We start from the raw sequence: 18727 nt of genomic DNA, 5'->3' as shown, positions 1-18727 counted from the left end.
CGCGCCATTGGAACAAACATTGTGGAGGAGCCGTCATGGCCGAATTCAAGACCGACATCGAGATCGCGCGTGCGGCGAAGAAGAAGCAGATCCAGGAGGTCGGTGCCAAGATCGGCATTCCGACCGAGCATCTGCTGCCTTATGGCCACGACAAGGCGAAGATCTCGGCCGAGTTCATTGCCAATGCGCGCAAGAACAAGGACGGCAAGCTGATCCTGGTCACCGCGATCAACCCGACGCCGGCCGGCGAAGGCAAGACCACGACGACGGTCGGCCTCGGCGACGGTTTGAACCGCATCGGCAAGAAGGCCATCGTCTGCATCCGTGAAGCCTCGCTCGGGCCGAACTTCGGCGTCAAGGGCGGTGCTGCCGGCGGCGGTTATGCCCAGGTCGTGCCGATGGAGGACATGAACCTCCACTTCACCGGCGACTTCCACGCCATCACCACCGCCCACAACCTTTTGTCGGCGCTGATCGACAACCACATCTACTGGGGCAACGAGCTCGGCATCGACACCCGCCGCGTCGTCTGGCGCCGGGTGATGGACATGAACGACCGGGCGCTGCGCCAGATCAACTGCTCGCTCGGCGGCGTCGCCAACGGCTTTCCGCGTGAAGCCGGCTTCGACATCACCGTCGCTTCCGAAGTCATGGCGATCCTGTGCCTGGCAACCGATCTGAAAGATCTCGAGAAGCGCCTCGGCGACATCATCGTCGCCTATCGCCGCGACAAGACCGCCGTCTATGCCCGCGACCTCAAGGCCGATGGCGCCATGGCGGTGCTGCTGAAGGATGCGGTGCAGCCGAACCTGGTGCAGACGCTGGAGAACAACCCGGCCTTCGTCCATGGTGGCCCCTTCGCCAACATCGCCCATGGCTGCAACTCGGTGGTCGCCACCACCACCGCCCTCAAGCTCGCCGACTATGTCGTCACCGAAGCCGGCTTCGGCGCTGACCTCGGTGCCGAGAAGTTCTTCGACATCAAGTGCCGCAAGGCGGGTCTCAAGCCGGCAGCCGCCGTCATCGTCGCCACCGTGCGCGCGATGAAGATGAATGGCGGCGTCAAGAAGGAAGAGCTCGGCAAGGAGAATGTCGAGGCGGTGAAGAAGGGCTGCGCCAACCTTGGCCGCCACATCGAGAACGTCAAGCAGTTCGGCGTGCCTGTGGTGGTGGCGATGAACCACTTCGTCTCCGACACCGACGCCGAAATCGCAGCGATGAAGGAGTATGTCGCCTCGATGGGTGCGGAAGCGATCCTGTGCAAGCACTGGGCCAAGGGGTCGGCCGGCATCGAGGAGCTCGCCCACAAGGTGGTGCAGCTGGCCGAAAGCGGCGCCTCGCAGTTCTCGCCGCTCTATCCCGACGACATGAAGCTGTTCGACAAGATCGACACCATCGTCAAGCGCATCTACCGTGGCTCCGAAGCCATCGCCGACAAGTCGGTGCGCGACCAGCTGCATGCCTGGGAAGCGGCCGGCTACGGCCACCTGCCGGTGTGCATGGCCAAGACGCAGTATTCGTTCTCGACCGACCCGAACCTCAGGGGTGCCCCTGTCGACCACGTCGTGCCGGTGCGTGAAGTGCGCCTGGCAGCAGGTGCCGGCTTCATCGTCGCCATCTGCGGTGAGATCATGACCATGCCCGGCCTGCCCAAGGCACCGTCATCCGAGAAGATCTTCCTCAACGAACAGGGCCAGATCGAAGGACTGTTCTGAGTTCGGGCGCCATACCCAGACGGAGGGGCGAGGCCGCAAGGCCCCGCCCCTTTTCTTTTTCGGGCGCATCGCTTTCCTCGAAACGCCCATCGCCGTCATTGGCGCAAGTCCCAACAGGCGCGTGCTCTACGACTTCAGGCGGCCTTGCGTCGTGCCCAGGCCTTCATCGCCGTGGGCAGCCAGCTGGCAAGGCCCGGCGCCAGCGTCTCGTAGCGCCGGGCAAAGTCAGGGTGGTCGTAGGTGTCGGCGAGGCCTGCATAGGCATCCATCGTACAAGGCTGCGGCCACATGCGGCTGACCCAGCGGTGGTGGCGCTCGACCAGCATGTCGAGTTCGCGCGCCTCGGGCTCGATGCCCTTTTCCATGGCTGACGCCAGTGACTGTTCGATGTCGCGCAGCTCGGACATCGCGTTGCTCTGCTCATAGCTGAGCTTCGGCGCATGGCTAACTGCCTTGCGCATCGGCCCGCCGTAACGCTCGACCAGCCAGCCTTCATGCTCCGCCTGCTTTTCGGAAAAGCCTTTGTACAGTTCGGCATTCTTCATCGCGCGATCTCCTTCGAGTTTGGCGATCGTGCGATCGATCGTCCTGACAAGCTGGCGGTGGCGGCTTGCCTCGGCCTCCAGCCGCCGGCGCTGCTGCCAGATCGACGCGAGCCGGTCGAAACCGGGCGCATCGAGGATGGCAGCGATCTCGCCGAGCGGATGCCGAGTTCGCGGTGGATGAGCACCTGCTGCAGCCGCAGCAGTTGTTCTTCGCCATAGCTTCGATAGCCGTTCGCGCCGACAAGAACGGGGTTGAGCAGACCGATGTCGTGATAGTGGTGCAACGTCCGGACCGTCAGGCCGGCAAGCCGCGCCAGTTCACTCACAGCATATGCCGTCATCCGACCATGTCTCCGCAGGACCGGATGAGTAGTCCCTCACGCCGCGTGAGGGTCAAGCGAGAGAAAGAAGCAGCCACCGCAGACGGAACCTGGCTGCACCATCCCCGATCTTGTCGTTGCGGCACGCTGTGCAGGAAACTTGTTAGTTCCCAAGAGCTTCATCGCACTGTCATGTGGTCACTCTAGGCCTGCCCGCCATGAGTCCACGCATGTCGCGTGGGACCAGCAAGGAAGACTACATGACTACGCATAAAGGCAGCCTTTCGCGACGTTCGATGCTGAAAGGCGGCGCAGCGCTGGCTGCTACTGCAGCCATATCTCCCTACATCGTTTTCCGCGCGCAAGCAGCGCCTGCGGCTGGTGAACTTGCCATGATCGCCGCGACGCCGAATTCGAACGGCGCCTTTGAAAAGCTCTACCTGCTCAAGGGCGACCCGCTGGCCGGGCCGATCAAGGCGATCGTGACCGAAACGGGCGCGGCCGTCCCCATGTCAGGGCTGGAAATGGGCGAACGCCGCCTGCTGCGGCTGATGCATTTCAACGACTTGCACAACCACATCACCGAAATGCACGCGAAGAAGGGCGACACCCACGTCTTCTCGCAGATGGTCAAGCAGGTGAAGGACGCACGCGCCAACGCCGTCGCCGACGAGGTGGTGCTGTTTGTTTCCGGTGGCGACGATCACACCGGATCGATCTTCGACGAACTGCTTGGATGGTCGCCGGACGAGTTCATCGCCGACGCCGGATACCGCGTCTATTCCGCCGGCGGCGTGGATGTCGCCGTGCTCGGCAATCATGAATTCGACCGTGGCGCTGCCGTGTTGAAGAAGGGCATCGAGACCGATGCCAGCTTCCCGTTGCTGTCGGCAAACGTGCATGGTTCCTCGGACTTGAAGCGTGACGAAGACTACTTCGCCGCCGTGATCGGCGAGGCGAAGGGACTGCGAATCGGTTTCGTCGGCCTGACCACTTCCGTCGACACGCGCGTCGGCCAGCCCGCCGACCCGAAGCTTGCGGTCGCCAGCCCCCTCGAAGCTGTGCGCAACGTGCTGCCGGCGGTGGCGTCGGTCGCCGACATCGTGGTAGTGCTGTCGCACTGCGGTTATGGCGGCGACCAGCACAAGAGCGGCAAGGCGGGCACCGCCCGCACCGTCGGCGAAGGCGACTTCGCCATCGCCCAGGCCATCGCCCCTCTGACGGACAAGCCGATCGTTATCATCGGCGCCCATACCCACACCAAGCTCAACGCCGAGGGTATCGACACCGACAATGTCGTCGAAGGCGTGCTGATCACGCAGGCGCAGGCCCATGGCGCCTATCTCGGCGAGATCGCCATATCGATCCGCAGCGACAACGGCCGCAAGGGCTGGTTCACTTCGGTCGGCCTGCGTCCCACCAAGGCGCGCGACCAGCGCATCAAGGCTGGCGAGGCCGGCTACGAGACCTTCGAACAGGAAGCGGACTACGACGTCGATTTCGAACAGACGCATGTGGCACCGCTGATCAAGGCGCTCGACACGAGACTGAACGAAGTCATCGGCCAGGTTCCGGACGACACGCTCGTTTCGAACGAACGCACCTTCGCCGATCGTTATGTTGGCGAGACCGCGCTTGCCAATTTCATGAACGACGCGCTGGTCAGGCGTTCGGAGGATTTCCCCGGCGGCCGCATCGACGTGGCGTTGTTCAACGCTTCGGGCATCACCTCGGGTCTGCCACAGGGACCGCTCAGCTTCCGCCAGTGGTATGATGTCATGCCTTATGCCGACGGCGTGCACGTGGCCACGATGACCGGCGCCCAGATCCGCGACATGCTCCAGAGCAACGCCAAGCGTGTGCTGCGGCCGGAAGAAGTGAGCAAGGTCGACACTTCAGCCTTCGTTTCGCGCGGCTTCCTGCATTTCTCTTCCGCCCTGCGCTACACGATCAAGCTGAACGCATCTGCCATCGAGGCCACGGCGACGGCCATCACGATCGCGGGCAAGCCGATCGAGGACGTCCTCGATCGGCAGTTCAAGGTTGCGTTCAACACCTACGTCGCGCTGGGCGGTTTTGGCGAAACCTGGAACGGCAAGCCGATCGGCGGCGAAGTGCCCGGCCAGATCCCAAGCATGGACCTCAGGGGCTTGCCGTTCGATCACACCGGCATGGTCTACCGCAACGAGGTCGTGGCACTCATTCGCGAGGCAAGGACCGTTGGCCCGGACATGGGTCTGACACTGGATCAGCGGGTGCGGATCGAAGCCTAACCATAGCCGGAACCGACTTCGCGGGAACATGCACGTGTGCAGATGTACCGCATTGCGAAAGGCTCGAACACTACATATCAGCCGCCGCGACTGGTCGCGACGGCTGATTGCCTTGGGAGTTATGTTCAGAAGATCGTGTCGACCGGAAGCCCAAGCGCCACAGCCCCGGCATATCGCGCCTGCGGGCCGGATTGAAGCGGGTGGAAGCGCGCGGCCTGCATGTCGCGGAAGCGGCGTTCAAGGCCCTTGTCGCGGTAGAAGGACGAGCCGCCGGCAAGTTCCATTGCCAGTTCAACGACTTCGAGCCCATGGCTGGCGACCAGCGTACGGCCGATCATCACCTCATTGACGCTTTCCGCCGACGGGCGGTTGCGCCCGACCTCCTCGATCATCGAACGATGCGCCATCTGGGCGGCGCGCAGGGCGGTGTCCATGCGGCCGGCAAGGTTGAGTACGGTCTCGCTGGCCGGCTTCTTCCTCGCGATCTCGACAGCAATGTCGCGGGCGCTCTCGGCTATGCCAAGATAGACGGCGTAGATCAGCGGGAAGGCAATTGTGGCGATGATCTGGAACACCGGATGCCAGTGGCCCGCTGCGCGCGAAAAGGCGACCGACGCATCGGGCACGAACAGCCCGTCGATGACGACGTCGTTCGAGCCGGTGCCGCGCATGCCGAGCGTGCGCCAGTTGTCCATCACGCGAACCTCGGGCGCCCGCATCGGCACGCCGAAATGGATCACCTTTTCGCTGCCGTCGTCGGCACAGGTGATCGCCCCGGTCATCAACATGTCGCCGGCGGCAGCACCTGAGGTGAAGACCTTGCGCGCCGTGATGCGGTAGCCGCCCTCGACCTTCTCGGCCTTGCCTGAACCACCGATCCAGTCGGACCCGCCTGACGACAGCAGGATCAGGTTTTCGGCAGCGACGCGCTTGAGCAGCGGTTCGACAGCAGCGACCTTCTGGTGGCGCCAGCGCCAGGCGGGGATGGCCACCTGATGCGTGTGCATGGCAAAGGCGAGCGCTGTCGAGCCGCAAGCCCGCGCCATGATACGCAGCATTTCCGCAAGCTCGGCGATGTCGGCACCGCCGCCGCCCAGTTCGAGCGGCACGCCAGCGCTGGTGAGGCCGGCCTTCTTTAAGAGCGCATAATTGTCGGCGACGAAGATGTCGCCCTCGTCAAACTGCCGCGCCCGCTCGGACAGGGCTGGAACCAGGTCGTTAGCCGCAGCGACCACATCGATCGGCATTGCACCAGTCACGCCGGCTCGTGCCAGCGCAGCGTTATCAAGACTTCTCATCAAGTCGTCTCCTGTTGACCGGCAGGTCAGAGCCAAGGATCGCGCCAAGGGCCGCCCCGGTCCAGTTCAGGAAGTGAATCGCCGGCCGAGCCGATCGTCCCTATGGGCTAGGTGCGAGCATGCTGCTTTTGCGCTATAAGGCCGGGTCTCCTGCGAATGGTGCGAGATGAGCGATCGCGGCGGTTACGGCCAGTTTTGCCCGGTTTCGATGGCGTCGGAAGTGCTGTGCACCCGCTGGACAACGCTGGTCGTGCGCGAAATGCTGATGGGATCGAGCCGTTTCAACGATCTGCGCCGCGGCGTGCCACGCATGTCACCGGCTCTGCTGTCCAAGCGGCTGAAGGAACTTGAGCGCGCTGGCGTGATCCAGACCGAGCGTGGCGGCGCGGGCAGCGTCGAATACCGGCTGACCGAGGCCGGAGAGGATTTGCGGCCGATCATTCTCGGCCTTGGCGACTGGGGCCATCGCTGGGTGGAATCCCAGCTAACCCTCAGGAATCTCGACCCTTCGCTCCTGATGTGGGACATGCGCCGCAACCTCAACCCGCAGCCCCTGCCGCCAAAACGCTGCACGATTCACTTTCTGTACCCCGAAGTGGCGAAAGCGCAGCAAAATTGGTGGCTGGTGGTCGCCGACGGGACAGTCGACCTTTGCAATTCCGACCCCGGCTTCGACATCGACCTCGAGGTCAGGGGATCCCTGCGCAGCATGACATCGGTTTGGATGGGCCTGTCCAAACTCAACCAGGAACTCGATTCCGGTCGGTTGGAGCTCGATGGCGACGACAAGATCGCCCACGCCATGCAGGCCTGGCTCGGCCTGAGTAGCTTTGCGCCGCTGGCGCGCCGGGCACCTTAGGTCTCGCCCGCTTCCGCCCAGGCGAGATACTCGTGCAACAACGGCTCAAGGTCCTCCATTTCGGGGAATTCGTCGAAGCTCCTGACAGCCCCCGTCGCGGCGAAGGGCATCTTCGTCCTGGTATAGGTTTCCATGAAGGGCCGGAACCACGTGGCATCCTCCAGCATGGTCGGACGCACATTGACGAACCAGTCGACACCGACGACACGGGTGAACATCCACGTCTTGCAATGGTCGCAGAACTGGTGGTGCAACTGCTCCCCATGCGCTCCCCCGACAACGGTTTCGCCCTGGGTGACGGCAAAGCCGTCTGCCGGCACCATTGCCGTCAGCGAATAGGCCGAAGACGACATCTTCTGGCAGCCGGGACAATGGCAGGCCGCGGTGCAGATCGGCGCTTTTGACACCTCGATCTCGACGCGGCCGCAGCGGCACGCCCCCTTGAGTGGCAGTGGTATGGACGACATGTCAGCCCCCTTGCATGATGCTTTGCGCATCCTGCAACCGCAGCGTTCCGAAGCATAGGGCCAGCTTCTGGCTTCCGGTGTGACGTGCCATCGCAGGGGCCGTCGGCCCTCCCCTGAGAGGAGGGCCGGGTCGGTGCGATCACTTCAGGCGGCGACCAGGGCGCGTGCCTTGAGCAGTTCGACGCAGGCGTTGGCGGCTTCCTTGCCCTTGACCTTGAAGTGGTCGAAGAAGAAGCGGTGATGCTCGGCGCTGTCGTGGTAATTGTGCGGGGTGAGCACCGCCGACAGCACCGGAACGCCTGTCTGAAGCTGCACATTCATCATGCCGTCGAGCACGGCATGCGCCACGAAGTCGTGGCGGTAGATGCCGCCATTGACGACAAAGGCGGTGCCGAGGATCGCCTGGTAGCGGCCGGTCTCGGCCAACGTCTTGGCAAACAGCGGGATCTCGTAGGCGCCGGGCACGTCATAGACATCGACTGCGAAGCGGCCGTCCGACAGCGTCTCGATCTCGGAGCTGAAGGCTTTCACGCATTCGTCGACGATGTCGGCATGCCAGCGCGCACGGATCACGGCGACGCGGGTTGTATCGAAGTCTTTCGGGGATTGCTGATTCATGGGTCCATCCTTCCGTTTCGAACCAGAATCAGGACGCACGAGACGGAATCCCGGCGGCTTGCGCCTCCGCTTTCCCGTTCGTTCTCTTCCATCCGGACTATGACCGTCGGCTCCGGAGTTGCACCGGATCTGCTGACCCTCCCGTTACCGGGAAGCGCTCGCGGGCTTGGGTTCGAAAACCCTTACCGCCGGTGGGGACTTTCACCCCGCCCTGAGAACATTAACGCCTCACGATATGGCGGCGCGCAGGGGCGCTGTCAATGACAGGAATAATAGTTTCTCTATCCAGAAATCAGCCGTGCCGGATTGCCGACGACGGTCGCGCCGGCCGCAACTCTTTTCGTCACCACCGAGCCGGCACCGACGATAGCGTCGTCGCCAATCTCAATGCCCCCCAGCAAGATGGCGCTACCGCCGATCCAGACATTGCGGCCGATGGTGACCGGCCGGCCAATCTCCAGGCCGGCGCGACGCTGGACCGGGTCCTTGTGGTGCTCGGGGCAATAGATCTGTACGCCGGGGCCGAACATCGTGCCCGCGCCGATGCTGACGGTTGCCGTGTCGAGGATGGTGCAGCCGGCATTGAGGAACACGCCCTCGCCCAGATGAATGTTGAAACCGTAGGCGCAGTGGAACGGCGCTTCGATGCGAGCGCCCTCACCCGCCGAGCCGAGCAACGTTCGTAGCCGGGGCGCGATATCGCCGCGCTCCACGGGCCGTAGCGAGCGGTGCTCGAAGACGGCGTCGGCCGCCACTGCGCGGAGTGCGTCGAGTTCGGCATCGACGCAGTTGTACCAGGCGCCGGCCGCCATCTTTTCGCGTTCGCTCTGAGCCATTTCAAATGTCCTTCCTGCTTGTCCAGCCAAACCACAGAACCGGCCATGCTGCAAAGGTCGAAGCCTCGCGGCTCTGGCGAAACCAGATGGCTGTGCTAGCCTGCTGACAAAGTGCACTTCTGGACCAGACACATCCACGGGGGACGAAGGATGATCTACCTGCTCGCGCTTCTCATCGGCATTGTTGCCGGCCTCAGGGCCATGACCGCGCCGGCGGCAGTCGCCTGGGGCGCCTGGCTCGGCTGGCTGCCGCTGGCCGGCACCTGGGCTGGCTTCATGGGCCACTGGATAGCGGTCGCCATATTCACCGTGCTGACCATTGTCGAATTGGTCACCGATCAGTTGCCGTCGACACCTAGCCGCAAGGTGCCGGTGCAATTTGGCACCCGCATCGTCATGGGCGCGCTGACCGGCGCCGTCATCGGCACCGCTGGCGGCATCGTTGTTGGCGGGCTGGCTGCCGGCATCATCGGCGCAATCCTCGGCACGCTCGGCGGCGCGGAGATCAGAGGCCGTCTCGCGGCTTCCTTCGGCAACGACTTGCCGGCGGCATTGATCGAGGATGCCGTGGCGATACTCGGCGCCCTGCTGGTCGTGAGCATGGTCGTATGAGCGTGGCGCAGAAATTCGACGCCATCATCATCGGCTGCGGCCAGGCCGGGCCGCCGCTGGCCGGACGGCTGACGGCAGCGGGTCAGACTGTGGCGCTGATCGAACGCAAGCTTGTCGGCGGCACCTGTGTCAACACCGGCTGCAAGCCAACCAAGACGATGGTCGCCAGCGCCTATGCCGCCCATCTCGCCCGCACCGGCGCCGAATATGGCGTGTCGACCAGCGAAGTCTCGGTCGATATGCAGGCCGTGAAGGCGCGCAAGGACAAGGTAACCGTCGATTCCCGCGCCGGCCTCGAAAGCTGGATCGCCGGCATGAAGGACTGCACGCTGTTTCGCGGCCATGCCCATTTCGAAGGGCCGCATGAGGTGCGTGTCGGCAACGAACTGCTCCATGGCGAGCGCATCTTCATCAATGTCGGCGGCCGCGCCAACATTCCGGACATGCCCGGCGTCAACGACATCGAATATTTGACCAACACATCGATGATGGAGGTGGATTTCCTGCCCCGTCATCTCGTGGTCGTCGGCGGCAGCTATATCGGGCTGGAATTCGCCCAGATGTTCCGCCGCTTCGGCGCGCAAGTGACCGTGGTGGAAAAGGGCCCGCGGCTGATCTCGCGCGAGGACGAGGATGTCTCGGAGTCAGTGAGGGGCATACTCGAACATGAAGGCATCGCCCTCAGGCTGAACGCCGAATGCATCAGCTTTGCCCGGCATCCCGACGGCGTGACCGTCGGCGTCGACTGCACCTCAGGCGACCGTGCCGTAACGGGCAGCCACGTGCTGCTTGCCATCGGCCGCAAGCCCAACACCGACGATCTCGGCCTCGACAGAGCGGGCGTGGCCACCGACAAGCGCGGCTACATCGAGGTCGACGACCAGCTCAGGACCAACGTCCCGCACATCTGGGCGATGGGCGACTGCAACGGCAAGGGCGCCTTCACCCACACCGCCTACAATGATTTCGAGATCGTCGCCGCCAACCTGCTCGACAACGACCCGCGCAAGGTTTCGGACCGCATCGAGGCCTATGCGCTCTATGTCGACCCGCCGCTCGGCCGCGCCGGCATGACGGAGACGGCAGCGCGCAAGAGCGGCCGCAAGGTGCTGGCAGGCCAAAGGCCGATGACGCGCGTCGGCCGCGCCGTCGAAAAGGGCGAGACGCAAGGCTTCATGAAGATCCTTGTCGATGCCGACACCAGGCAGATCCTCGGCGCCTCGGTGCTGGGCACTGGCGGCGACGAGACGATCCATGCCGTACTCGACCTGATGTATGCCAGGGCGCCGATCGAGACGCTGCAGCGCGCGGTACACATTCATCCGACGGTGTCGGAGCTTCTGCCGACGATTGCCATCGAGCTGAAGCCGCTGGCATAGGGTCGGCCCATCCCAGCAACGGGATGGGCCTGTTCCGGTTGGCTTACTCGAAGGCCGCGCGCGCCTTGGCCTCCAGCCATTCCGCCATCTGTCGGTACGGCACCGGGCCATAGCTGATGCGGCCGACGCCAAGCTCGGCCAGCTTCGCCTTTGGCGGCACATGAGCGAGCGCGATGATGTTGACCGGCAGCGAGACCGCCTTGCAGAGCTTGCCGATCAGCGCCTCATTGCCGAGGCCCGGCGCGAAGAAGCCATGCGCGCCCGCCTTGGCGTAGGCTTCTGCGCGTTCGATCGCGGCATCGACAAGCGCGTCGCTGTGTTCGTCAGGCTTGGCTTTCAGGAAGATGTCGGTGCGGGCGTTGATGAAGGCGGGAATGCCTGACGCCTTGACGGCATCGGCCGCCGCGGCGATGCGCTTCACCTGGACAGCGATGTCGTGCAGGCCGCTGCCGCCGACGATCTGGTCCTCGAAGTTGAAGCCGATGACCCCTTCCGCCAGCGCCCGCGTCACTGTCGCTGCGACAGCCTCGGGCTCGACGCCATAGCCGCCCTCGAGGTCCATCGTGACCGGCAGGTCCGTGGCGGCGACGATGCGGCGGATGTTGTAGAGTACCAGGTCGAGCGGAATCTTTTCGCCATCGGCGAAACCGAAGGCAGCGGCAACCGGCCAGCTGCCCGTCGCGATCGCCTTGGCACCGGCCTTGGCGACGATGGCCGCGCTGCCGGGATCCCAGATGTTATAGAGCACCACCGGGTCGCCCTTCACATGCAGGGCATGGAAGGCCTTGGCCTTGTCGATCTGGCTGGTCATGGAATTCTGCCTCTTGGGGTGACTGAAGGTCTGGAACCTAGCAGCGTGACGCTGCTTGGCCATAGCGCAGAATGCGGTAAGTGAGTTGCCAGCGACAGGGGTAATCACCGTTGCGTGGGTCGGACCGTCGCGGCGATGCCATGCCATGACCGGCGAACAACGGTTGCGGCCCAGATAGATGAACCTTTCCGCCCCTACCCTCAGCTGTCCGGATCCGCTGCCAGCAGCCGCTGTTCAAGACGCACAAGCACACCGAGCGCGACCTTAAGTTCCGCGGCGTCCTCGTCGGCCAGAAGCTCGGTGCGCAGGCGTTCGAGGATCAACTCGATCTCCTCGACGCGGCTGCGGCCGGCATCGGTCAGGGACAGAATCTTGGCACGGCGGTCACCGGGATCGCCACTGCGGGTGATCAGGCCGTCGGCTGCAAGCAGATCAACGATGCGCACCAGAGACGGACCTTCGAAACCGAGATGGTCGGCGATCACGCCCTGGCGGATATTGTCGCCCAGCCGCGACAGCGTCAGCAACGGCATGGCGGTGGCATGCGACAGGCCGCAGTCGTCGAGCGCGCTGTCCGCCGCGTGGCGCCAAAGCCGGGCGACGGAGAGCAGGCTCCTGCCGAAACCGGCGCGGTCGGATGCGTCATTGGACATTCGAGAAAGATAACATATTATCTATTAGGATGCGATGAGATTCTCGGCCGGAACACGGTCGCGACGTCTGTGCGGAGGTAGAGGCGAGGAGTTCTCCGCAGAGCGCCGGCATGACGGTCGCGTCCGAAACCGCCCGCCCGGGCGGCTGATTTTCGGTTCAATCTTCGCGAGACATCGACATGGCAGCACAACAGACACCCAGAGGCAGCGGCGGCTGGCTTCTGGTTCTATTCGGCCTGCTCTTGGTCGTCATCGGGGCACCGCTCGTCTACGGCGGCGTCCAGTTGATCGGCCTGGGCGGATCCTGGTATTACGCGCTTGCCGGTCTCGGCGTCATCGCCTCCGGCATTCTCTACGTCATGCGCCGCAGGGCGGGTCTCTGGCTCTACGGCCTGGTGTTTTTGGCAACGATTGCCTGGGCGCTCTGGGAATCCGGCCTCGAATTCTGGCCTTTGATTCCGCGCCTCGTAGCACCTGCCGTCATCGCCATCCCGGCGCTGTTGCTCGCCCCGCTCTTCCCGACGCGCACCGGCAAACGGGCTCCGTTCGCGCTTGCCGGCCTGCTGGTCGCGGCACTTGTCGCTACCGCCTTCTACGGCTTCACCCCACATGGCATCATCAGCAATACGCTCGCCTCTGCCGAGCCCAAGCCGAGCGTTCCTCCGGCAGCCGCCAGCGCCACCGACTGGCGCCATTATGGCCGAACCCCGGCAGGTACACGCTATGCCCCGATCGACCAGATCAACCGCGACAATGTCGACAAGCTCGAGGTTGCCTGGACGTTCCAATCGGGCGATATCCCCTCAGGGACCGCGCAGGACCAGAACACGCCGCTCTTCGTCAACGACACGCTCTACACCTGCTCGCCCAACAACATCGTCCATGCGCTGAACCCGGATACGGGCGAAGTGAAGTGGAAATTCGACCCGAAAGCCAAGTCGCCGCTGTGGCAGCGTTGCCGTGGCGTCAGCTATTACGAGCCGGCTTCGGCACCGAGCGAGGCCAATGCAGCCTCCGCCGACCCGCTGGCACCCGCAAGCGTCGTAGCGTCGACGCCCGACATGCCCGCTGCGGCGGCATCCTGCGCCGCCCGCATCGTCATGACCACCATCGACGCCCGCCTGATCCAGCTCGATGCCAAGACCGGCGAGCTGTGCCAGGATTTCGGCAATGGCGGCATCGTCGACCTCAAAAGCGGCATGGGCGAGATCAAGGACGGTTTCTACTTCCAGACCTCCGCCCCCACCGTGGCGCGTGACCTGATCATGGTCGGCGGCTGGGTGTGGGACAATGTCGAGACAGGTGAACCCTCCGGCGCCGTACGCGCCTTCAACGCCCTCACCGGCGAACTGGTCTGGGCCTGGGATCTCGGCAACCCCGCCATCACCAAGCTGCCGCCGGAAGGCGAAAGCTACACCCGCGGCACGCCCAATGTCTGGTCGACACCGGCCTATGACGAGGCCCTTGGCCTTGTCTACCTGCCGACCGGCAACGCCACGCCCGACTTCTTTGGCGCACATCGCTCGAAGGCCGCCGAGGACTATACCGCCTCGGTCGTCGCCCTCGACATTGCAACCGGCCGCGAACGCTGGAAGTTCCAGACCGTGCATCACGACATCTGGGACTACGACGTTCCCGCCCAGCCGGCGCTCTACGACGTGCCGGATGGCAAGGGCGGCACGGTTCCGGCGCTGATCCAGATCACCAAGCGCGGGCAGATCTTCATGCTCGACCGCCGCGACGGCAAGCCGATCGCCGAGGTCGAGGAGCGCGCCGTTCCGCAGACCGGCGGCGTGCCGGAGGACTTCCTGTCGCCGACTCAGCCCTATTCGGTCGGCATGCCGGCGATCGGTGCGGAGCCGTTCGCCGAGGCCAAGATGTGGGGTGCGACGCCTTACGACCAGCTCTACTGCCGCATCGAGTTCAAGAAGATGCGCTACGAGGGCGAATTCACGCCTCCCGGCCTGACGCGTTCGATCATCTTTCCAGGCTACTATGGCGGCATGAACTGGGGCAGTGCGGCGATCGACGAGGCCCGGGGGTTGCTGATCGTCAACGACATCCGCATGCCGCAGTTCGCCCAGCTGATGCCGCGCGAGGAGACCGACAATTATGGCGGCTCGGCAGCCCATGACGGCCTGTCGCAGCAGAAGGGCACGCCCTATGGCGCGCTGAAGAACGGCTTCATGTCGCCGCTCGGCGTTCCCTGTCACCAGCCGCCTTATGGCACCTTCACCGGCATCGACCTCAAGACCCGCCAGATCGCCTGGCAGGTTCCGGCGGGCACGCTGCAGGATACCGGTCCGCTTGGCATGAAAACCGGCCTGCAGATCCCGATCGGCATGCCGACGCTGGGCGGTCCGATCGCGACGTCAGGCGGCCTCGTCTTCTACGCCGGCACGCAGGACTATTATCTGCGTGCACTCGACGTGGAGACGGGCAATGAGTTGTGGAAGGGCCGGCTGCCTGTCGGCGCCCAGTCTACGCCAATGACCTTCGTCTCGCATGAGAGCGGAACGCAATATGTGGTCATCTCGGCCGGCGGGGCGCGCCAGTCGCCTGACCGCGGCGACTACATCGTCGCCTACAGGCTGCCCAGGCAGAACTGAGTCTGGGCGCATCGACATCGGAAGGGGCGCCTCGGGCGCCCTTTTCATTTCTGGCCGGCAAGGGCGGTACCCGTGCGACGAACGGGTACCCGCCAGTAGCCGTGCTCGCCCAGCGCAGCGTGCCCCCCGGCCTGCGCGTCATCGGCGAAGCCGAGGGCCTGCCGCCGCTGCCCGAGATGGAAATCGGCATATTGCGCAACCCGCAGGCCGCCAATTCGGCAGTCGACCGGCTCTACGAATTTCTCCGACGCGACCTCACCCAGCAATCCTGATCGTCTCAGCTAGCGCCTTGCGCACTTCTCCTATGCGCCAGGTGCATTGCTGCAATGCGGCAACGTCGCTTGTGCCGCGCCGGACATGAGGAAATTGTGCGTCTAAATCGTTTCAGCTCCCCTGAGTCCGCCCATGCCCTTGCCGATCCTCGCTCTGGCCGTTGCATCCTTTTGCATCGGCACCACCGAATTCGTGATCATGGGCCTGTTGCCGGAGGTCGCCGCAGACCTCGGCGTGTCGATCCCGGCCGCCGGTCTTCTGGTCACCGGCTACGCGCTCGGCGTCGTCGGCGGCGCCCCGATCATCGCGGTGGGCACAGCGAAACTGCCGCGCAAACCGGTGCTGATCGGGCTCGCCATGATGTTCGTCTTCGGCAACCTGCTCTGCGCCATCGCCCCCACTTACTGGACGCTGATGATCGCCCGCGTCATCACCGCCTTTGGTCACGGCGCCTTCTTCGGCATCGGCTCGGTGGTGGCGGCAAGCCTGGTCCCAACCAACAAGCGCGCCAGCGCAATTGCGTTGATGTTTGCCGGCCTGACATTGGCGAACATCCTCGGCGTTCCCGGCGGCACGGCACTCGGCGAAGCCTATGGCTGGCGCGCCACCTTCTTTGCCGTCGTCGTCATCGGCCTGCTCTCGGTGGCGGCCATAGCCTGGCTGGTCCCTGCGGGCGTCGCCCCTCCCGGCAAGGGCGGGGTATCAGGCGAGGTCAAGGTGCTGGGCAAGCTCCAGGTCTGGCTCGCCATGATCATCTCGGCGCTCGCCTCGGGCAGCCTGTTTGCCGTCTTCACCTACATCAAGCCGATCCTGACCGACGTCAGCGGCCTCTCGGTTGAATCGGTCACCTGGGTGCTGCTGCTGTTCGGCGGCGGCATGACCATCGGCAACATCATCGGCGGCAAGCTGGCCGACTGGAAGCTGATGCCCACAGCCATCGGCGCGCTGGTGGTGATGGCGGCGATCCACGTCGCCTTCGCCGAACTCAGCTCTTCGGCGCCAGCGGCGATCCTGCTCGTCTTCATGTGGGGCGTCATCACCTTCGTCATCGTGCCGCCGATGCAGATGCGCGTCGTCGAAACCGCTTCGGAGGCACCGAACCTCGCGGCCACCCTCAACCAGGGCGCCTTCAACGCCGGCAACGCCGCCGGCGCCTGGGCCGGTGGTGCTGCGATTTCGATGGGCGTGAGCTATGCCGACCTGCCCTTCGTCGGCGCGGCCATCGCACTGTCTGCCTTCGGCGTGGCGCTCATTTCCTTCGCGCTCGACCGCCGTGACGCAATTCAGCAGGCGGCATGACGCTTTAGCGATTGTCAGCAACCCGTCGCTGCTGTAGCCACGACAGCGATGGTTCCTGCTATCCGGTTCGGGCAGCAGGTTAAATGGGAACACGGTGAGACGTCCCCGACGCGAAACCGTGGCTGCCCCCGCAACTGTGAGCGGATAGCAATTCGGAAACATGCCACTGGCCGAAAGGCCGGGAAGGCTCCGAGGCGCGATCACCCGCAAGCCAGGAGACCTGCCATCATCCGATTAACTCAACCGGCCGGGGTGTGCCGCGGAGATGATGATGGTTGCGACTGCCTTCTTCGGTACCGGCGCGCTTTCCGGATCGTTCTGCTGCCTCCGCCCGACCGCGGAGACAGGGCATGCTCGATCGCGTCCACGCCGCTAGCCGCCTTGTAGGCACCACCCCGGCACTGCTCGAACTCGATGGCGTCAGCTGGGGCCCTCGTGCTTCGCAGCCGATCCTCGAGCCGATCAGCCTTGCGGTTGCGCCGGGCGAGTTGCTCGCCATCGTCGGCCCCAACGGCGCCGGCAAGTCGAGCCTGCTGCGCTGCCTCTACCGCTACCACAAGCCGACTTCGGGCACTGTCCGCCTCGACGGCACCGACATCTGGAAGATGAAGCCGCGCGACTGCGCCCGCCGTATCGCGACCGTGCTTCAGGAAAGCGCCTCGGACTTCGGCCTGACCGTCGCAGAAATCATCGAGTTGGGCCTGACCCCGCATGTCACGAGTTTCGGCACCAGCGACCGCGACTACGACCAAGTCGAGGCAGCCCTTGCCCTGCTCGGCCTGACCGCACTCGCTGCGCGCGACCTCTGCTCGCTGTCGGGCGGCGAAAAGCAGCGCGTGATGATCGCCCGGGCATTGGTGCAGCGACCCGACCTTCTGATCCTCGACGAACCGACCAACCACCTCGACATCCGCCACCAGCTCGAAGTGCTGGAACTGCTCGGCAATCTCGGCTGCACCGTCATCGTTTCCCTGCACGATTTGGCGCTCGCCTCGGCCCATGCCGACCGCGTGCTTGTCATGGACGGCGGCCGCGCCATTGCCTGCGGCGCGCCCGCCGACATCCTGACGCCCGATCGCATACGTGACAGCTTTTCCGTCGGAGCGACCCTCGACGACCATCCCGTCACCGGTCGTCCACGCTTTTCCTTCCACCTCGAACGCTGAACATCAAGGAGCCTCCATGCGCCTGCCCATCATCGCCGCCGCCCTGCTCGCCACCTGCGCAACAGCTATGGCCAGCGGCTTCCCCGTCACCGTCAAGAGCTGCAACCGCGACGTCACCTTCGAGACCGCGCCCAAGCGCGCCGTCTCGCACGACGTCAACCTGACCGAGATGATGCTGGCGCTCGGCCTCGCCGACCACATGGCCGGCTATTCCGGCATCTCCGGCTGGAAGACGCTGAGCGAGGATTTGCGCAAGGGCGTCGGCGAACTGCCCGAACTCGCCCCACAATACGTCAGCAAGGAAGTGCTGCTCGGCGCCGACACCGACCTGTTCTTCGCCGGCTGGAATTACGGCATGAAGGTCGGCGGCGACGTCACCCCGGATACGCTCGCGCCCTTCAAGATCGCTGTCTACGAGCTGACCGAAAGCTGCATCCACATCATGAAGAAGGACAAGTCGTCGCTTCAGGACATGTATGCCGACCTGCTCAATCTCGGCGCCATCTTCGGCGTGCGCGAGAAGGCGGAGGTCCTGGTGGCAGGCTATGAGAAGGAACTCGCCGACTTCCAGGCCGAGCTGCCCAAGCTCGACAAGCCGGTCAACGTGTTCATCTACGATTCCGGCGAGCAGAAGCCGTTTACCGCCGGACGCTACGCCATGCCGACCGCCATTATCGAGGCAGCCGGCGGCAAGAACATCGTCGACGACGTCGAGTCGAGCTGGGTCGAGATCGGCTGGGAGCCGGTCATCGAGCGCAATCCCGACATGGTGGTGATCGTCAATTACGGTGAGGTAACTGCCGAGCAGAAGATCGACTACATGCGCACCAACCCGGCCTTCAAGGACATCGAGGCAGTGAAGAACAACCGCTTCTTCGTGCTCGAATACAACGAGGCGACGCCGGGACCGCGCAACATTGCGGCGATCAAGCGGCTGGCCGCCGCGATGCGGGCCGACTGAGCCGTGTCGCATCGCCACCTCGTCACAGGGCCA

At 64.4% G+C, this 18727-nt stretch carries 18 protein-coding genes and 2 riboswitches; of the genes, 10 read left to right on the top strand and 8 right to left on the bottom strand.

The window, feature by feature from the left end:
• Positions 1–35 precede the first annotated feature (35 nt).
• Complete coding sequence (locus H5P29_RS12110; RefSeq protein ID WP_067959270.1) at positions 36–1715, top strand: formate--tetrahydrofolate ligase; 1680 nt, start codon at positions 36–38, stop codon at positions 1713–1715.
• Positions 1716–1849: 134 nt separating this feature from the next.
• On the opposite strand, the gene H5P29_RS32540 is transcribed toward H5P29_RS12110, so the two are convergent.
• Together H5P29_RS32540 and H5P29_RS32535 are read right to left on the bottom strand one after the other, a co-directional pair.
• Positions 1850–2260: a TipAS antibiotic-recognition domain-containing protein gene (locus tag H5P29_RS32540; protein WP_067959267.1), complete on the bottom strand. Its 411-nt coding sequence runs from the start codon at positions 2258–2260 to the stop codon at positions 1850–1852.
• Entirely contained in the window at positions 2257–2601 is a 345-nt protein-coding gene (locus tag H5P29_RS32535) for a MerR family transcriptional regulator (RefSeq protein ID WP_067959264.1), read from the bottom strand. The genes H5P29_RS32540 and H5P29_RS32535 overlap by 4 nt, the downstream gene beginning before the upstream one ends.
• A 239-nt stretch (positions 2602–2840) precedes the next feature.
• On the opposite strand from H5P29_RS32535, the gene H5P29_RS12100 reads away from it, so the two are divergent.
• Positions 2841–4853: a bifunctional UDP-sugar hydrolase/5'-nucleotidase gene (locus tag H5P29_RS12100; RefSeq protein ID WP_067966249.1), complete on the top strand. Its 2013-nt coding sequence runs from the start codon at positions 2841–2843 to the stop codon at positions 4851–4853.
• Between the two features lie 125 nt (positions 4854–4978).
• Here the strand turns inward: H5P29_RS12100 and H5P29_RS12095 are convergent, their stop codons facing one another.
• A complete protein-coding gene (locus H5P29_RS12095) occupies positions 4979–6100 on the bottom strand; it encodes an acyl-CoA dehydrogenase family protein (RefSeq protein ID WP_067959261.1) in 1122 nt (373 codons plus the stop codon).
• 217 nt (positions 6101–6317) lie between these two features.
• Between H5P29_RS12095 and H5P29_RS12090 the strand changes: the two genes are divergently transcribed.
• Complete coding sequence (locus tag H5P29_RS12090) at positions 6318–7010, top strand: helix-turn-helix domain-containing protein (RefSeq protein ID WP_067959258.1); 693 nt, start codon at positions 6318–6320, stop codon at positions 7008–7010.
• Here the strand turns inward: H5P29_RS12090 and H5P29_RS12085 are convergent.
• The 3 genes from H5P29_RS12085 to H5P29_RS12075 all read right to left on the bottom strand — a co-directional run bounded on the left by H5P29_RS12085 (position 7007) and on the right by H5P29_RS12075 (position 8931).
• The gene (locus H5P29_RS12085; protein WP_067959255.1) at positions 7007–7477 is read right to left on the bottom strand and encodes a GFA family protein; all 471 of its coding nucleotides are present in this window, start codon (positions 7475–7477) and stop codon (positions 7007–7009) included. The two genes, H5P29_RS12090 and H5P29_RS12085, sit on opposite strands and share 4 nt — an antisense overlap.
• A 144-nt stretch (positions 7478–7621) precedes the next feature.
• Entirely contained in the window at positions 7622–8095 is a 474-nt protein-coding gene (locus H5P29_RS12080; protein WP_067959252.1) for a 6,7-dimethyl-8-ribityllumazine synthase, read from the bottom strand.
• 76 nt (positions 8096–8171) lie between these two features.
• Positions 8172–8318, bottom strand: a riboswitch (FMN riboswitch).
• Between the two features lie 58 nt (positions 8319–8376).
• Positions 8377–8931 (bottom strand): sugar O-acetyltransferase, encoded by a 555-nt coding sequence (locus tag H5P29_RS12075; RefSeq protein ID WP_067959249.1) that lies wholly within the window; start codon positions 8929–8931, stop codon positions 8377–8379.
• Between the two features lie 150 nt (positions 8932–9081).
• On the opposite strand from H5P29_RS12075, the gene H5P29_RS12070 reads away from it, so the two are divergent.
• Positions 9082–9543, top strand: a complete 462-nt coding sequence (locus H5P29_RS12070) for a hypothetical protein (protein WP_067959246.1) — start codon at positions 9082–9084, stop codon at positions 9541–9543.
• Positions 9540–10922, top strand: a complete 1383-nt coding sequence (locus H5P29_RS12065; protein WP_067959243.1) for an FAD-containing oxidoreductase — start codon at positions 9540–9542, stop codon at positions 10920–10922. The genes H5P29_RS12070 and H5P29_RS12065 overlap by 4 nt, the downstream gene beginning before the upstream one ends.
• A gap of 43 nt (positions 10923–10965) precedes the next feature.
• Here H5P29_RS12065 and H5P29_RS12060 read toward each other — a convergent pair whose 3' ends face one another.
• Together H5P29_RS12060 and H5P29_RS12055 are read right to left on the bottom strand one after the other, a co-directional pair.
• Positions 10966–11733: an isocitrate lyase/phosphoenolpyruvate mutase family protein gene (locus H5P29_RS12060; protein WP_067959240.1), complete on the bottom strand. Its 768-nt coding sequence runs from the start codon at positions 11731–11733 to the stop codon at positions 10966–10968.
• A 200-nt stretch (positions 11734–11933) separates the two neighbouring features.
• Positions 11934–12386, bottom strand: coding sequence for a MarR family winged helix-turn-helix transcriptional regulator (locus H5P29_RS12055; protein WP_067959237.1), 453 nt, complete (start codon positions 12384–12386; stop codon positions 11934–11936).
• 179 nt (positions 12387–12565) lie between these two features.
• On the opposite strand from H5P29_RS12055, the gene H5P29_RS12050 reads away from it, so the two are divergent.
• The 5 genes from H5P29_RS12050 to H5P29_RS12030 all read left to right on the top strand — a co-directional run bounded on the left by H5P29_RS12050 (position 12566) and on the right by H5P29_RS12030 (position 18694).
• Positions 12566–14995 (top strand): membrane-bound PQQ-dependent dehydrogenase, glucose/quinate/shikimate family, encoded by a 2430-nt coding sequence (locus H5P29_RS12050; RefSeq protein WP_067959234.1) that lies wholly within the window; start codon positions 12566–12568, stop codon positions 14993–14995.
• Positions 14996–15096: 101 nt separating this feature from the next.
• Entirely contained in the window at positions 15097–15267 is a 171-nt protein-coding gene (locus tag H5P29_RS12045) for a hypothetical protein (RefSeq protein WP_183194950.1), read from the top strand.
• A gap of 133 nt (positions 15268–15400) precedes the next feature.
• Positions 15401–16567: an MFS transporter gene (locus H5P29_RS12040; protein ID WP_154386831.1), complete on the top strand. Its 1167-nt coding sequence runs from the start codon at positions 15401–15403 to the stop codon at positions 16565–16567.
• A 32-nt stretch (positions 16568–16599) separates the two neighbouring features.
• A riboswitch (cobalamin riboswitch) is annotated at positions 16600–16810 on the top strand.
• A 107-nt stretch (positions 16811–16917) separates the two neighbouring features.
• Positions 16918–17733 carry an ABC transporter ATP-binding protein gene (locus H5P29_RS12035; RefSeq protein WP_067959226.1) on the top strand — a complete coding sequence of 272 codons (816 nt, stop codon included), beginning with the start codon at positions 16918–16920 and terminating at the stop codon, positions 17731–17733.
• Between the two features lie 16 nt (positions 17734–17749).
• Positions 17750–18694 (top strand): ABC transporter substrate-binding protein, encoded by a 945-nt coding sequence (locus H5P29_RS12030; protein ID WP_067959223.1) that lies wholly within the window; start codon positions 17750–17752, stop codon positions 18692–18694.
• Positions 18695–18727 lie beyond the last annotated feature (33 nt).

It is taken from the genome of Aminobacter sp. MDW-2, from assembly GCF_014250155.1.
GTDB classification, from domain to species: Bacteria; Pseudomonadota; Alphaproteobacteria; order Rhizobiales; family Rhizobiaceae; genus Aminobacter; species Aminobacter ciceronei.
The sequence above is the reverse complement of the archived record's forward strand: the minus strand, read 5'-3'. Positions and strand labels throughout refer to the sequence as shown.